Raw genomic sequence first — 15,955 nt, 5'->3', positions numbered from 1 at the left:
ATGTTGTTGTTGGTCATTTACTTAATCGCGATTACCGCAGAAGCGATGACAGGCGCATTGTCTGCAGGGCGTCGCAGCATGGACTGGTTTGGTGTCACCTTAATTGCCTGTGTCACCGCATTGGGCGGTGGTTCGGTGCGAGATGTATTGTTGGGGCATTATCCGCTGACTTGGGTCAAACATCCTGAATATTTGGTGCTGACCTGTATTGCAGCTTTTATCACCATTTTAATTGCCAAATGGATGCGTCATTTACGTTCCATTTTCTTGGTGCTCGATGCTTTAGGCTTAATTGGCTTCACTATTATTGGTTGTCAAATTGCTTTGGAAATGGGGCATGGCTTTGTGGTGTCTGCCGTTGCAGGCGTCTTAACAGGTGTGTCAGGTGGGATTCTGCGTGATATTCTGTGTAACGATGTGCCTTTAGTGTTCCGCCGTGAGCTATATGCCAGTATTTCTTTTGTGTCCGTGATTTGCTATTGGTTGTGTATCGAAATCGGTTTGTCGCTTGAATTGACCGTGATCTCAACACTTGTTTTTGGTTTTACTTTGCGTTTGATTGCGATTTATTTTGGCTTAGAAATGCCTAAATTTATTTATCAGGACGATGATGAACATTCAGCATCCTCTAAAGATGAAACCTAATTGGTTATAAGAATTGTATTGAATATCTAAATAGAAGCGAACCGATCACCAGATCGGTTTTTTAATGCTATCCACATCCTGTCAATTCATAGTATAAAAATACAACAGCAGTTGTGTTTTAGCCCATATCCTTTTAGCCAACTTAAAGAGTGTGTTATGGATTTAGTTTCGCGTGTGCAACGTCTACCCATTGGAAAATTCCACTATAGCCTACTGGTGGTGATTGGTCTGGGCTGGATGTTTGATGCCATGGATACAGGACTGATCTCCTTTATTTTGGCAAAAATGGCAGAAGACTGGAGCATGACCCCTGCCGAAAAAGGCATGGTGGTGTCGATTGGTTTTGTCGGAATGGCCATTGGGGCAGTCTTTTCAGGTGGTCTGGCCGATAAAATTGGACGTAAAACTGTATTTGCCACCACCTTGGTGATTTACAGTCTAGCTACTGCCGCTTGTGCCTTTGCGCCGAATTTAACTTGGTTACTGGTCTTTCGCTTTATTGTCGGTTTAGGTTTGGGCGGGCAGCTTCCCGTAGCGGTGACGTTGGTCAGTGAATACATTCCTGCGCATGTGCGTGGGCGCTTTATTGTATTGCTGGAAAGTTTTTGGGGCTTGGGGTGGTTATGTGCGGCATTGGTTTCTTATTTTGTGATTCCAAAATTTGATTGGCATACAGCATTTTTAATCGGTGGTTTGCCTGCCTTATATGCCTTGGTGATCTGGGAAAAAGTCCCTGAATCTATCCCATATCTGATCAATCGTGGTCGTATTGCCGAAGCACATGCACTGGTACAAAAGTTTGAGCGTCAATGTGGGGTAGAAGTCATTGAACAGATTGAAGTTCAGCCTGTTGCCGCTAAACAGCATATCTCTTTTACCCAACTGTGGTCGGGGCCATTTGCACGCCGTAGTTTAATGCTGTGGCTGATTTGGTTTGGCATTGTCTATTCCTATTATGGCATTTTCACTTGGTTGCCTAGTCTGTTGGTGCAGCAAGGCTACAGCATCGTACAGTCATTTGAATATGTGCTGGGCATGATTTTGGCGCAATTGCCCGGTTATATTGCAGCCGCTTGGCTGGTCGAAAAATTAGGGCGCAAAGCCACACTGGCAGGTTTTATTGGCATGTGTGCCGTATCGGCGTACTTCTTTGGTCAGGCGGATAGTGTGGCGATGATCATGTTCTGGGGCTGTTTGATGTCGTTCTTCAACTTGGGCGCGTGGGGGGTGCTATACACCTATACTCCTGAACAGTACCCAACCAATATTCGTGCTTTTGGTTCAGGTTGGGCCTCGGCCATTGGACGCATGGGCGGTATTGTCGCTCCAATGGTGGTCACGCACATGATGGTCATGCAAAATGGCTTTAGTTATGTCTTTATGATGTTTACCGCGGTTTTATTGGCCGTTGCTTTGGTGATTGTGGTGTTGGGTGAAGAAACCAAAGGCAGAACTTTAGAGTCGATAGGTTTGTAAAATAACCACCAGCCATCGTATATTTTGCATTGCTGTTTTTTATAAAATGAATATTTTTACGGCATAAGACACAAATTGTCGCAGAGCATCCTTACTAGCCCTTGTGCAGGATGCTGCTGCGGCATAGCATAAGCCGATTGATACAAAAACAAATGATTTAGGACGACAGGTTTTATGACAAGCCTTGCGCATCATGCAACAGAAAACCGTTCCGTAGCAGAATTTACTGAACGTGCATACCTTAACTATGCCATGTACGTGATTATGGATCGTGCATTACCCCATATCAGCGATGGTTTGAAACCTGTACAACGCCGTATTGTGTACGCCATGAGTGAGCTTGGACTCAAGCACAGCGGCAAACCGAAAAAATCGGCCCGTACCGTAGGGGATGTATTGGGTAAATACCATCCACATGGTGATTTTGCTTGTTATGAAGCTATGGTGTTGATGGCGCAGCCGTTCAGTTATCGTTACCCATTTATTGAAGGGCAGGGCAACTGGGGGTCACCCGATGATCCTAAATCCTTTGCCGCCATGCGTTATACCGAAGCCAAACTATCGCAATATAGTGAAGTACTTTTGGCGGAATTGGGGCAAGGTACTTGTGATTGGCAAGATAACTTTGATGGCTCATTAAAAGAACCTGTCAATTTGCCTGCGCGTTTACCGAATATTTTGCTTAACGGCACCACAGGTATTGCCGTGGGGATGGCGACCGATATTCCACCGCATAACTTGCGTGAAGTGGTGAAAGGCACAATTGCCCTGATTCGCAACCCAAATTTAACCGACGAAAAAGTTGCAGAATATATTCCTGCACCAGATTTACCGACTAAAGCTGAAATTATTACCCCACCTGAAGAATTGCTGAAAATGCAAAGTACAGGTCGTGGTAGTTACCGTATGCGTGCGGTGTACAGCATCGAAAAAAATGAAATCGTGATTACCGAATTGCCGTATCAGGTTTCGGGTTCAAAAATCATTACCCAAATTGCCGATCAAATGCAGGCGAAAAAACTGCCGTTGGTGAGCGATGTGCGTGATGAATCTGACCATCAAAACCCAACCCGTTTGGTGATTGTACTCCGTTCTAACCGTATTGATGCCGAAGCGGTGATGAGTCACTTGTTTGCCACGACCGATTTAGAATCGAGCTATCGTGTCAATATGAACATGATTGGCGCAGATGGTCGTCCGCAGGTGAAATCGATTCGTCGTATTTTGCTGGAATGGATTGAGATTCGTAAAAATACCGTCACACGTCGTTTGCAATATCATCTTAATAAAATCGAAAAGCGACTGCACATTTTGGCAGGTTTGCTGATTGCCTATTTAGATATTGATACCGTGATTCGGATTATTCGTGAAGAAGATCATCCTAAAGCCGAGTTGATGGCGCATTTTGGTATTGATGAAATTCAGGCTGAAGCCATTTTGGAATTAAAGCTACGTCATTTGGCTAAGCTTGAAGAAATGGAAATTCGTCGTGAACAAGAAGAATTAGAAGCACGCGCTGCCATTATTCGTGAACAATTGGCGAATCCTGAATCATTGAAAAATTTAATTATCAGTGAGTTGAAAGAAGACGCGAAAAAGTTTGGTGATGATCGTCGTTCACCAATTGTATTGCGTGCCGAAGCGACTGCAATTAATGAACAAGATATGCTACCTGCCGACCCTGTAACGGTGGTGTTGTCTGAAGCAGGCTGGATTCGTTGTGCCAAAGGGCATGAGGTCGATGCGGAAAATCTAAATTTCCGTGCGGGTGATCAATATCTCAGTCATGCACAAGGCAAATCCAATCAGCGCGTCTATATTTTAGATGATACGGGACGCAGTTATGCGTTGCCAATTAATAGCCTGCCTTCGGCACGTGGCTTGGGAGAACCATTAAGTTCAAAACTTGCTCCTGCCAGTGGTGTTGGCTTTAAACAATTGCTGATTGCCGATGATGAGACTGAAATTCTAGCAGCCAGCAGCAAAGGTTACGGCTTTAAAACGCAGGCCAAACAGTTAGATACCAGTGCCAAAGCAGGTAAAGCATTCCTGTCTTTGCCTGAACAATCGACAGTGATGAACTTGCAAATGATTGAACACGCGAGTCATGTTGCACTGCTCAGTTCAGCAGGGCGTTTACTGGTGATTGAGCTGTCAGAATTGCCAATTTTGAATAAAGGTAAAGGTAATAAATTGATACAACTTGAGGAAAAAGATCAGTTGGTGTCTATGTTGCCTTTAAGTTTAGATGAAGCAATTCAAGTATTTGCAGGACAGCAACAACTCAAACTCAAAGGCGACGATTTGCTGAAGTATGTGGCGAAGCGCGGCACGAAAGGTCAGCTCTTACCACGCGGTTACCAAAAAGCAAATAAACTGTTAATTCAAAGATAATACTAGCGTTTTTTAAGCAAAATACGTTATATATGGTTTATATTCGTGAAAATGGATGCAATACGGGACATAAACAAGCAAAGAACGACGTCCTGTATTGAGAAAAACAGTTTAAAACTAAGGATTATTGATTGGAGAAATTGGCATTATGGAAAAGATTTGGTTTGCTGAATACCAAAAGACAGGGATTCCAGAAACTGTAGAACTGCCTGCAGAAAATACGTCACTCGTAGACATTTTTGAACGTAATTTCCAAAAATTTGGTTCACGTGATGCCTTTATCTTTATGGATAAGGTTTTAAGCTTTAGTGAACTAGAAGAAGCTAGCCGTAAATTTGCAACTTATTTACAAAGTTTAGGTTTGGCACCTGGCTCGCGTGTTGCGGTGATGATGCCGAACGTACTTCAATATCCTGTGGTTGCACTGGGGGTGTTCCGCGCAGGTTTAGTTTTGGTGAACGTGAATCCACTTTATACTTCGCGTGAGTTAGAGCATCAATTAAATGACTCTGGTTCTGAAGTTTTAGTGATTATTGAAAACTTTGCATCCGTTTATCAGGCGATTATTGGTAAAACCCCTGTGAAGCATGTTGTTGTTGCTTCTGTGGGCGATATGCTAGGTGCATTAAAAGGCACGTTGGTGAATTTTGTTTTACGTTCAGTGCGTAAGCAAATTCCTGCATGGAACATTCCGGGTCACGTTAAATTTAACGCAGCAATGTCTAAAGTAAGCCCAAGCAACTACAAACGCCCAAGCTTAACTTTAAGTGATACGGCTGTGTTGCAATACACGGGTGGTACAACAGGTGTATCTAAGGGTGCAGAATTAACACACCGCAACCTTGTGGCAAACATGCTGCAATGTGATGGTATTTTCCAGAGTAAATTCGGTGCACAAGATGGTCAGCCAGATGACCGTATTTTCTGTGCATTGCCGCTGTATCACATCTTTGCATTCATGGTGTGTGCGCTTTACGGCATGTACAAAGGTCAGGCAAACGTCTTAATTCCAAACCCGCGTGACTTACCTGCGGTGATGAAAGAATTACGCAAATATCAACCAACTTTCTTCCCTGCGGTGAATACTTTATTCAATGCGCTTGTGAACAATGAAGAGTTTAAACAGCTTGATCACAGCAAATTGAAAATGGCGATGGGTGGTGGTATGGCCGTATTACCATCGACTGCTGAAGCATGGAAAAAAGTGACAGGCACTAACATCATTGAAGGTTATGGCTTGTCTGAAACTTCGCCAGTTGCAACGGCAAACCCGCCTGCATCTGAAGAATTCACTGGCACCATTGGTATTCCATTACCATTAACTGAAGTGGCTATTTTGGATGATGACGGCAATGAAGTTGCACTGGGTGAGCAAGGTGAAATTTCAATCCGTGGTCCACAAGTCATGAAAGGCTATTGGAACCGTCCAGATGAAACTGACAAAGTGATGATTAATGGTTTCTTCCGTACAGGTGACATTGGTGTTATGGATTCACGCGGCTATGTGAAAATTGTAGACCGTAAAAAAGACATGATTTTGGTATCAGGCTTTAACGTGTATCCATCTGAAATTGAAGAAGTGATTGCGAAGCATCCGAAAGTATTGGAAGTGGCTGCCATTGGTGTACCAGATGAAAAATCAGGTGAAGTGCCAAAACTGTTTGTGGTGAAAAAAGATCCATCATTAACCACAGAAGAAGTATTAGCATTCGCTAAAGAGAACTTAACTGGCTATAAACGCCCACGTTATGTGGAGTTTATGGATGAATTGCCAAAATCGAACGTAGGCAAAATCTTGCGTAAAGATTTGCGTAAAACTGCATAATTCATTCAGCATGTTCTAAAAAAATGCCCCTGAACATTCAGGGGCATTTTTTTATGGTTCTTTTTTAGAAAACCAATCGTTATATCTTAGAACAAAACAGCATTATTCTTTCATGAGCCAGCGGTCAAAATAACGACGCCCAACACCCACAATACCCAAGAAAATAAACATCGCACCAAATTGGCGGCTAAAACCTGATTGATTAAAACTGCCATAACTTAAAATATTATCAATTAAGCAATACACCACAATCACAATAATCCAGTGCCAGAGCGGTAAGCGCTTAATCCCTACCGCATAAAACGCCACCCAAAGCACAACGAAGGTAAAAATGGTCGACCATACGTTCATGTTGGCGCAAATCACCATCAATAAAAATGCCACAATAGGCAACACAATTTTTAAAACACGATCCACTCGCAGTTGATGTTGGCGCTGCTTTTCAAGTACATCTAACATTTCCTTTTGATCTGGGCTGACCATAATGGATCCTTTATATAATTGCTTAAAACATGCTATTTAACAAAATTTATTCAAGAAATGCCATGTTATGATAAGTTCTCAATACAGTTTATGAGAAAAAATTGATGCAAAGCATAAGTGGAATTGTTTATCTAATTATAATTGCTTGCTTATTGCCGTATGTCTTTGCTGTTGTCGCAAAAATGGCAGGCGGCTTTAAACGCGAAGATAACCAAAATCCACGTGAATTTTTAGCCAAAACTACAGGTTTAGCTGCACGTGCTAACGCCGTTCAGCAAAACAGTTTTGAAAGCCTGCCTTTATTTATTGCTGCAGTGCTCATGGCGGAATATATGGTCATCCCACAAGTGGTGGTGATGATGTTTGGTATTGCTTATATTGTGCTGCGCATTATTTATGGAATTTGTTATTTAGCCAATTGGGCGACGCTGCGTTCAATTGTTTGGATGCTGTCTTTACTTTGCCCAATTTGTATTTTACTGATGGTGATTAAACTGACCTGATCAAGTCAGGTGTGAAAATATGTATTTTTGCCTTGCAGATGTATAATCGCGCAGTAATTCAGGACAGAAAACCGTTATAATTGACGCGGTTTTAAAAAGATTTAACTTGTTTAAGAGTGATGCTATGAGCTACAGCAATATCCCTGCGGGTAAAGATGCACCAAATGACATCTATGTGATCATTGAAATTCCTGCCAATGCAGCGCCAATCAAATACGAAATTGACAAAGATTCTGATGCATTATTTGTAGACCGTTTCATGGGTACAGCAATGTTCTACCCAGCAAACTACGGTTATGTACCTAATACACTTTCTCTTGATGGTGATCCACTTGACGTATTGGTTGTAACGCCACACCCAGTAGAGCCAGGTTCTGTGATCCGTTGCCGTCCTGTCGGTAAACTGAACATGGAAGATGATGGTGGTGTTGATGCGAAACTGGTTGCAGTTCCACACGACAAATTGACTCCAATTTATAAAGATGTTCAAGAATATACTGATCTTCCACCATTATTGATCAGCCAAATTGAACACTTCTTCCAGCACTATAAAGACTTAGAGCCAGGCAAATGGGTGAAGTTAAGTGGTTGGGAAGGTGCTGATGTTGCGAAACAAGAAGTATTGAACTCAATTGAAGGCTACAAAGCTGCAAATCCATAATTTGCGTAGCCTGTTTGGCTTTTACATAAAAGCTAAAATATAAAAAAACCTGCACAGAATATGTGCAGGTTTTTTATTGGATTGGCTATTCTGAGAAATTAGAATAATTTCACAGGAATATCTAACCAGATACGCCATTCATTAGTTGAGCCAATACCTTCGCTGTTATTCACTTTTTGGTTATTGTAGCTACTACTTGAACGCAAGTAAGAGTAGCGTAAGCGTAAGCTCGCATCTTTAAATGCACCAGATTGAACGGTGTATTTCACTTGGTTGAAAAATTCATGTTCTTCAGCTTGATCAATAATTTCAGTTCGATTGTTGCGATCCGCAACATCAATATCCCAACCGTAAACAAATGCACTTGTCCAGTTCAAGCCAGGTAAACCGTGGTTTTTAAAGTTGTAGTTATATTGCAAGCCAACTGATTTTTCATCATTGCCGTTGAAATCAGATAAGTATGAATTTGGTACATAAATACTTTGTAGACCATCTGCATTGTATGCATAGTCGTAACCTGTATTGCCAGCATTATCTTGATAAGCCAGCATTACATTGTGAGCATCTTTATTATAGGTTGCCGAAACTCCCCAAATAGTGTTTTCACGGTCTGCAAGGTTATCTGTAGTATGTGAACCTGTGGCTGCACCAGCTTCCCACTGTGTGTTATAAGCCACAGCATCTAAGGTTACATTTGCATCGTTAGGTACAGCAAAGTTGTAATTTGCATTGGCATAGTGGCGTTCTAATTTATCTTTAACATCTACCCCATAATAAGAGGCATTAACTTGGTCGTTAAATTTGTATTTTGCACCCCAGAAAATAGCACTATCCAAACCTTGTTGGTCTGAGCTGATGTCATTTGACCATTGGTTTTTAGTAAATTTACCACCAATTAACGTCAAGTCTTTAATTTCGTTACTTTCAATATAAAGACCAGTGTAGTATTCAGGTGTTAAGCGTGCTGTATTGCTTGCAATTACTGGAATTTCAGATACTTGCGTACCATATTTAGCTGTTGTATTTGATACACGTGCTTTCACATAAGCACCACCACGTGCCCAGTGATCGTAAGCATCTTTGGTGCCATCAGCATTTAACTGATCATGTACAGGAATCATTTGATTGCCAGTATGCCCATTTTTGCCTAATTTAAATGAAGCATCACCAACAACACCCACACCAAAACCGACTACACCTTTGGTAAAGCCAGAATCTAATTTTACGATTGCAGTTTGCGCAAATGAACTTGTATCGTCACCAGGTTCTACACCTTTATAGTCACGAGTTAAATAACCTGTACGGAATAAAACCGAACCGTTTGCGTCTTCTACAAAGCCTTTAGATTCACTTTGTTCGCTAGCAAATGCAGTTGAAATAAGCGCTGCGTTGATCAATAACGCAAGTGTCAGTTTTTTAGATTTCAGCATTGGGAGAGAGCCTCATGCAGTAAATGTGTAGTTGAAACGTAGCCGAATTGTATCGCTATTTAGGCGCGAAAATATCATTTTTAAGGTGCTTATGACACTAAAGTTAAGCATTTTTTCGATAAACTGTAGGGTCATTAAAAATATTGAATTTTTAAAAGTTTAATAATTATTTTAATTTTTAGTAAAAACATAAACATAATTTTAAATGAGCTGAACAGCTAGAATGGATGACTTGGGAGCAATGCTTTAAGTTTTTTGTAAATTTTAGCCATAAAATCATCTTTGTTTAATATTTCAGCAGTTTAAGTTAATAGTTTATGGCGAAATAAGTAAGTAAAAACCTAAAATTTTATGTTTATTTCATCTTGTTAAGTATTTCTTCAAAAGTGCGGTTTTAAATTTAAGAATAGATAAGGTTGTATATTTTGGTTTTTATTTGAACTAAAAGTATAAAAAATAGAATGGTGTTGATGGGGTAACTAATAGTTTTTAGCTATGAGGTGTTTCATGTGAAATACGGTGTTTTATTTGTGCTGTTTTTGATGAATTTGACCCAGTAAGCATTTCTCTTTTTGCTAAATTTTTAAGTGTAATAACTTCAGAAGATATTGCATCGGCCTGTCACAATGCTGCTGAAATCTCACATTGGCTATTCGGTTTAACAATTTGAATGATATGCATGTTCTTGGTGCAAAAAAATTATTCGTATTCAAACAATATTTTTCTAGGCCAAACATGCTGTTCGCCCTTAATGGGAAAGGGGCTGTAAGCATATGAGTAATGACTTTGTCCCAGTTTTTAGTATATGCAAAGATGTGCGAATAAATGTTATTGCACTTTTTTAGGCAGTTTAAATTTGAGTTCTAAGTCAGGTACATCAAAAATGTTGAAATGTATTCTGTATTTACACGGTAAATATGACTTATACATCTATGTAAAAAGAATGAACAAAAGTGAGTTGTAGGCCATAGCGATGAAAATAAGAAATTTATTAATTTAAAAATAAATATAAATAACAATCATTTAGATGTGGTTGTGAGCCTATTCTGAGTATGGAAAATCTTGTTTTTTTGAATGTTGGCACACGGTTTGCAATCCTCCATGTGAGTTAAACAACAATAGACACAAGCATCTCATCAGATGCAGGGGGAAAATCATGAACATGGGATTTAAAACACTTTTTGCAGCAGCGATGATGGCAGCATCTGGTCTAAGCATGGCATCAGAATCAACTTCAGCATTGTCTTTTAGTGGTACTGCGGCAATGACCAGTGATTATCGTTTTCGTGGCATGACACAAACAATGAGTGATCCTGCGGTGCAAGCGGGTTTTGCGTTGAGCCATGATTCAGGCCTTTATGCTGGTGTGTGGGGTTCCAATGTCGATTTTGGTGGTACGGCACATTTAGAGCTTGACCCTTATATGGGCTATACCACAAGCCTAGATTATTTTGCCAGCAAACCCATTTTGGATGTGGGTTTTTGGTATTACGCCTACCCAAGTGAGAGCGATTTAAACTGGCTCGAAGCTTATGCAAAATTAGGTTTTAGTGATGTTTTGTTTAAAGATGCCAGCTTATTAACAGCCATTAACTACAGTAATGATTTCTTAGGTGGTGACACCGATGCTTGGTATTTCAATGCCACTTATACCGCACCCATTGGAAGTACCGGCTTTTCTGGGGTTGCTGGATTAGGTTACACCCAAGCAGATGACTTTGATTTTGGCGGTGGAAAAGACAGCTATGTAGATTGGAAAGTCGGTGTAAGCTATAACTTTGCTTCAGTTGAAGGTTTATCTGCTGAATTGGCTGCTGTAGGAACTGATATTGATACCGATGGTTTTTCGCATGCGGCAAAGCGTGGCGTTGAAACAGGAGCTGTATTTACTTTAACTAAAGCCTTCTAAAGATACGGCTACGACGATAAATAAAAGCTCCAGTTAGGAGTGAAACTTAAAACAATAAAAACAACTCGCCCATTGTACAGGCATGGCAATGGGCTATTTTCATCTCTTAGACTTTTAATCAGATTCTTAATCGAACTCTTAATTAGACTTTCAATCAGGCTTCATGGGCACGATAAGACAGTGCTTCACTCAAATGTGGACTTTGAATCTGTTCACTTTGGGCTAAATCTGCAATGGTGCGTGCCACTCGTAACACCCGATGATACGCACGTGCCGATAAGTTCAAACGCTGCTGCGCAATGGCTAAAATATTTTGCGCAGTATCATCTAAATGTGCAAATTGCTCTAATTGTTTGGGACTGAGCGCCATGTTTAAACACTCTTGGCGTTGCAATTGTCGTGTATATGCTTGAATGACACGGCTTCGCACGGTTTCAGAATTTTCCACTAGTCGGGTGTCCTGTAATTCATGTGCTTGCAGAGGTGGTACATCAATGTGTAAGTCGATACGATCCAATAACGGCCCTGAAATACGGTTTTGATAGCGTTTAATACTTTCTGCAGAACATTGGCAGCGCACATCCTGATTAAAAGCATAACCACAAGGACAGGGATTCATGGCGGCAATTAGTTGAAAGTTGGCTGGAAAGGTAATTTGCCGAGAAGCGCGGGAGATCACAATTTCTTTGGACTCTAAAGGTTGGCGCAGCACTTCTAACACTTTTTTATCAAATTCAGGTAATTCATCTAAAAATAAAACGCCTAAATGCGCCAAGGTAATTTCACCAGGTTTGGGATATGAGCCTCCACCGACCAATGCTACAGCAGAAGCGGTATGATGCGGGGCGCGAAAAGGGCGCTGTCCAAACGTATGCGGGCTATTGGCCACTGAATAGATGCTGGCGACCTCTAAATTTTCCTGCATATTCAATGGCGGTAAAATACTGGAAAGCCTAGATGCCAATAAGGTTTTACCTGTACCGGGTGGGCCTTTGAATAGCAATGAATGTCCACCTGCAGCTGCTATTTCCAAAGCACGTCGTGGGCGCAACTGTCCTTTAACATCGACTAAATCAAAGGCGGAATGTGATAACTGTGGTTGGGCAGTCGCGGTGACTTTATTTAAAGGCTGGCTTTGTGCCAAATGTTCGCAAACTTGTTTTAAATGTGTGGCGGCAAAGACTTCAAAGTCAGGCAATTGAGCAGCTTCTTGTGCATTTTGTTCAGGTAAAACCAAACGATGCTGTGCCTGTTGGCAGGCAATCGCAATACTGAGTGTGCCTGTGGTGGGACGCAATTGACCATCTAAAGCCAATTCTCCAATAAACTCTAAACTTTCAGTGCTTTGTTCGGGCAATTGTCCCGAAGCAATTAAAATGCCTAAAGCAATGGCTAAGTCCAAACGCGAACCATCTTTGGGCAAGTCGGCAGGCGCTAAATTAATGGTCAGACGTTTGGTCGGAAATTGAAAACCACTGTTAATAATGGCAGAGCGTACCCGATCTTTACTCTCACGTACGGCAGCTTCGGCTAGACCGACAATGGTTAAAGAAGGTAAACCTTGACTCAGATGGACTTCGACTTCAATTGCAGGGGCGTGCAAGCCGAGCAGCCCCCGCGTATACACTTTGGCAAAAGACATTTTTTATGATGATCCGTTTTGGTGCGTTATTTTTATAATGTTTGGTTTTTGTTTTTTATGCACTCAATTGATGCTTATTTTTTGAGTTGAATTTTCTGTTCTAGTGCTTCAACTTGTTTTAACAATTCATTTAAACGTAAGTTGGCATTATTGAGCGCAGTACGTTGGCGGTCTAGCTCATCTTGCGAGACCAAATCCATTTTGGTGACCGCCTCATTGAGCAAAGCACGTAAATTATGTTCTAAATCTTTTTTAGGTTGTTCAACTTGTTCCAAAATGGCTTGTAATAAAGTTTCAATCATTGTTGTTTCCACAAAGATGGAGAAAATGGAGGCAGTGTAGCACTGGTCTTGAATAGACTATAGCATTTCAGACGAAATATGGATTTATTCGATGAGTAAAATCGTAAATCTTCTAGTAAATATGTCTATTTTTTGAAGATCAAAACCATATAAATGTATAAAATAAGGTATAAAGAAAACTCATGTCACGGTTTCTAATTTCCCCCGACCTTAGAACTTTGGCATGGAATTTGAACATAAAACCTTACTGGTGAATTAAGCCGAAGGAAAACACACATGAAGCTCGTAACTGCAATTGTAAAACCCTTTAAATTAGATGATGTGCGTGAAGCATTATCTGAAATTGGTGTTCAAGGGATCACCGTAACAGAAGTCAAAGGCTTCGGTCGCCAAAAAGGTCATACCGAACTTTATCGTGGCGCCGAGTACGTCGTTGACTTCTTACCTAAAGTTAAAATCGAAATCGCAATTAGCGATGAAATGGTCGATTCGGTGATTGAGTCAATCACTCGTGTTGCTAGTACAGGCAAGATTGGTGATGGCAAAATCTTTGTGACTAACCTCGAACAAGTCATCCGTATTCGTACAGGTGAAACGGGTGCAGATGCTGTTTAAAAGATGGCACGAAGTTTGCTGAGTACCTAATAACTCACAAAAACAAAGGTCGGGGGACACAAATGAAAAAAATGCTACTCGCGCTGAGTCTATCAGGCGCACTTCTTGGTGGTTCTGTTGCTTGGGCTGAAGAAGCCGTAACAGCCACCGCACCAACTTCAGATGTTGCAGTGCTTGAAACTGCCGAAACATCTCCTATCGAAACAACAAATGCAACAGAAGTTGCAGCTGTAGCAGAAGTCAGCACGCCCGAAGCTGCTGAACCTGAAGCTGTATTAGATACAGGCGATACCGCTTGGATTTTAGTTTCGACTGCTTTAGTTTTACTCATGACCATTCCTGGTTTGGCACTATTTTATGGCGGTATGGTACGCAAGAAAAACGTACTCAATACTATGGCTTATAGCTTTGTAGCAGCAGCCGTGGTCAGTATTGCCTGGGTGGCAGTGGGCTATAGTTTGGCTTTTGGTGAAGGTAATGCCTTTATTGGTGGTCTAGACAAAGTCATGCTGGCAGGCATTGGTACCGATGCGCTCAGTGGCAGTATTCCTGAAATTCTATTTGTGATATTTCAAATGACCTTTGCCATCATTACTGTGGCAATTATCAGTGGTTCAATTGCAGAACGAATGAAGTTTGGTGCCTTTGTTGCCTTTATCGCGATTTGGGTGGTCGTGGTCTACGCACCAATTACCCACTGGGTATGGGGTGGTGGTTGGTTAGGCAATGATGGTGCTCTCGACTTTGCTGGTGGTACTGTTGTTCATATTAACTCGGGTGTTGCAGGTTTAGTTGCTGCATACATGTTGGGCAAACGTATGGGCTTGGGCCGTGAATCTATGGCTCCGCACAACCTGACTTTGACTGTACTGGGTGCAAGTTTACTCTGGGTGGGCTGGTTTGGTTTCAACGGTGGTTCTGCTTTAGGTGCCAATGGTGCAGCGGGTTATGCCTTAGTTGTGACTCAAGTGGCAGCCGCAGCCGCAGCAATTGCATGGCTTGTAGCAGAAAAACTGGTACGTGGTAAAGGTTCTGTATTAGGTGCTGCATCGGGTGCTGTAGCAGGTTTGGTGGTGATTACTCCAGCAGCAGGTTTTGTGACTGTTGGTGGTGCATTAGCGATGGGTTTAATTGGTGGTGTGGTATGTTTCTGGGGTATTACTGCCTTAAAACGCGCCCTGAAAGCTGATGACTCTCTAGATGCCTTTGGACTACATGGTGTAGGTGGTATTGTTGGTGCAATTTTAACAGCCTTCTTTGCCAGCGAGTTTATTATGGGCGATGCTGCACCAAGCAACTTGATGAGCCAACTTTGGGTGCAAGTTGAAGGTGTGTTAGCGACCATTGCTTACTCTGCTGTACTGACTTTCATCATCTTAAAAGTAATTGATCTAACCATTGGTATTCGTGTGGCTGCAGAAGATGAGCGTATGGGACTCGACTTAAGCCAACATGGTGAACGTGTAGAATAATCTAGACAGTACATAATCAATATATTGTGTAAAACAGCCCTTCGGGGCTGTTTTTTTTCTATATGTTGCGTAAAACTCTACAAAGTTTGGAATTTTTGCTACACTGCATTTTCATTCAAATTTGTGCAATTAAACCGCTATGCATTGTCCATTTTGCAACACTGCAGACAGTAAAGTGATTGACTCACGTTTGGCGGCAGAAGGCTGCCAAATTCGCCGACGTCGTGAGTGTATTGGCTGTGGTGAACGCTTTACCACCTTTGAAAGTTATGAAGTGGTTATGCCACGGGTGATTAAATCCGATGGTAAAAGTGAGCCTTTCGATGAAGCCAAGTTACGTCGTTCGTTAATGCATGCTTTGCAAAAACGTCCCGTGACCCAAGAGCAAATTGAAACGGTACTCAGCGACATCCAATTACAAATTCGCCGTTTGGGAGAGCGTGATGTGAAATCACGTACCATTGGTGAGGTTGTTATGCAGGCTTTATTTGCATTGGATCATGTTGCTTATGTACGTTTTGCCTCGGTGTATCAAGACTTTCAGGATGTCGAAGCATTCCGTCGCCAAATTGAACAAATGCAGTCGCGTGAGCAATAA

14 protein-coding genes are annotated in these 15,955 nt (G+C 41.6%); 10 read left to right on the top strand and 4 right to left on the bottom strand.

Annotated elements, in window-relative coordinates; translation table 11 throughout:
- The 4 genes from FTU98_RS00935 to FTU98_RS00920 all read left to right on the top strand — a co-directional run bounded on the left by FTU98_RS00935 (window position 1) and on the right by FTU98_RS00920 (window position 6,340).
- Complete coding sequence (locus FTU98_RS00935) at window positions 1-645, top strand: trimeric intracellular cation channel family protein (protein ID WP_004975638.1); 645 nt, start codon at window positions 1-3, stop codon at window positions 643-645.
- 156 nt (window positions 646-801) lie between these two features.
- Window positions 802-2,121: an MFS transporter gene (locus tag FTU98_RS00930; RefSeq protein ID WP_180050105.1), complete on the top strand. Its 1,320-nt coding sequence runs from the start codon at window positions 802-804 to the stop codon at window positions 2,119-2,121.
- Window positions 2,122-2,295: 174 nt separating this feature from the next.
- Window positions 2,296-4,515 (top strand): DNA topoisomerase IV subunit A, encoded by a 2,220-nt coding sequence (gene parC / locus FTU98_RS00925; RefSeq protein WP_180050102.1) that lies wholly within the window; start codon window positions 2,296-2,298, stop codon window positions 4,513-4,515.
- A gap of 148 nt (window positions 4,516-4,663) precedes the next feature.
- Window positions 4,664-6,340 carry a long-chain-fatty-acid--CoA ligase gene (locus FTU98_RS00920; RefSeq protein ID WP_004975645.1) on the top strand — a complete coding sequence of 559 codons (1,677 nt, stop codon included), beginning with the start codon at window positions 4,664-4,666 and terminating at the stop codon, window positions 6,338-6,340.
- Between the two features lie 102 nt (window positions 6,341-6,442).
- On the opposite strand, the gene FTU98_RS00915 is transcribed toward FTU98_RS00920, so the two are convergent.
- Window positions 6,443-6,823, bottom strand: coding sequence for a hypothetical protein (locus tag FTU98_RS00915; protein WP_004975646.1), 381 nt, complete (start codon window positions 6,821-6,823; stop codon window positions 6,443-6,445).
- Window positions 6,824-6,927: 104 nt separating this feature from the next.
- Here FTU98_RS00915 and FTU98_RS00910 point away from each other — a divergent pair, with 104 nt between their 5' ends.
- A complete protein-coding gene (locus FTU98_RS00910; RefSeq protein ID WP_104852906.1) occupies window positions 6,928-7,326 on the top strand; it encodes an MAPEG family protein in 399 nt (132 codons plus the stop codon).
- A gap of 124 nt (window positions 7,327-7,450) precedes the next feature.
- A complete protein-coding gene (gene ppa / locus FTU98_RS00905) occupies window positions 7,451-7,987 on the top strand; it encodes an inorganic diphosphatase (protein WP_178318302.1) in 537 nt (178 codons plus the stop codon).
- A 98-nt stretch (window positions 7,988-8,085) separates the two neighbouring features.
- On the opposite strand, the gene FTU98_RS00900 is transcribed toward ppa, so the two are convergent.
- Window positions 8,086-9,417 (bottom strand): OprD family outer membrane porin, encoded by a 1,332-nt coding sequence (locus tag FTU98_RS00900; protein ID WP_180050099.1) that lies wholly within the window; start codon window positions 9,415-9,417, stop codon window positions 8,086-8,088.
- A gap of 1,153 nt (window positions 9,418-10,570) precedes the next feature.
- On the opposite strand from FTU98_RS00900, the gene FTU98_RS00895 reads away from it, so the two are divergent.
- On the top strand, window positions 10,571-11,326 hold the full coding sequence (locus FTU98_RS00895; protein ID WP_373683406.1) for a TorF family putative porin: 756 nt from the start codon (window positions 10,571-10,573) through the stop codon (window positions 11,324-11,326).
- A gap of 154 nt (window positions 11,327-11,480) precedes the next feature.
- On the opposite strand, the gene FTU98_RS00890 is transcribed toward FTU98_RS00895, so the two are convergent.
- Window positions 11,481-12,968, bottom strand: coding sequence for a YifB family Mg chelatase-like AAA ATPase (locus tag FTU98_RS00890; protein WP_180050096.1), 1,488 nt, complete (start codon window positions 12,966-12,968; stop codon window positions 11,481-11,483).
- Window positions 12,969-13,042: 74 nt separating this feature from the next.
- Complete coding sequence (locus FTU98_RS00885; RefSeq protein ID WP_096902239.1) at window positions 13,043-13,270, bottom strand: accessory factor UbiK family protein; 228 nt, start codon at window positions 13,268-13,270, stop codon at window positions 13,043-13,045.
- 276 nt (window positions 13,271-13,546) lie between these two features.
- Here FTU98_RS00885 and glnK point away from each other — a divergent pair, with 276 nt between their 5' ends.
- From glnK to nrdR, 3 genes are all read left to right on the top strand, one after another.
- Window positions 13,547-13,885, top strand: coding sequence for a P-II family nitrogen regulator (gene glnK, locus FTU98_RS00880; RefSeq protein ID WP_004650081.1), 339 nt, complete (start codon window positions 13,547-13,549; stop codon window positions 13,883-13,885).
- A gap of 62 nt (window positions 13,886-13,947) precedes the next feature.
- Window positions 13,948-15,357, top strand: coding sequence for an ammonium transporter (locus FTU98_RS00875; protein ID WP_167845702.1), 1,410 nt, complete (start codon window positions 13,948-13,950; stop codon window positions 15,355-15,357).
- Window positions 15,358-15,496: 139 nt separating this feature from the next.
- The gene (gene nrdR / locus FTU98_RS00870) at window positions 15,497-15,955 is read left to right on the top strand and encodes a transcriptional regulator NrdR (RefSeq protein WP_096902237.1); all 459 of its coding nucleotides are present in this window, start codon (window positions 15,497-15,499) and stop codon (window positions 15,953-15,955) included.

Origin of the sequence: Acinetobacter sp. YH12211 (assembly GCF_013418015.1) — a bacterium.
In the GTDB taxonomy this organism is placed as follows: Bacteria; Pseudomonadota; Gammaproteobacteria; order Pseudomonadales; family Moraxellaceae; genus Acinetobacter; species Acinetobacter towneri.
The sequence above is the reverse complement of the archived record's forward strand: the minus strand, read 5'-3'. Positions and strand labels throughout refer to the sequence as shown.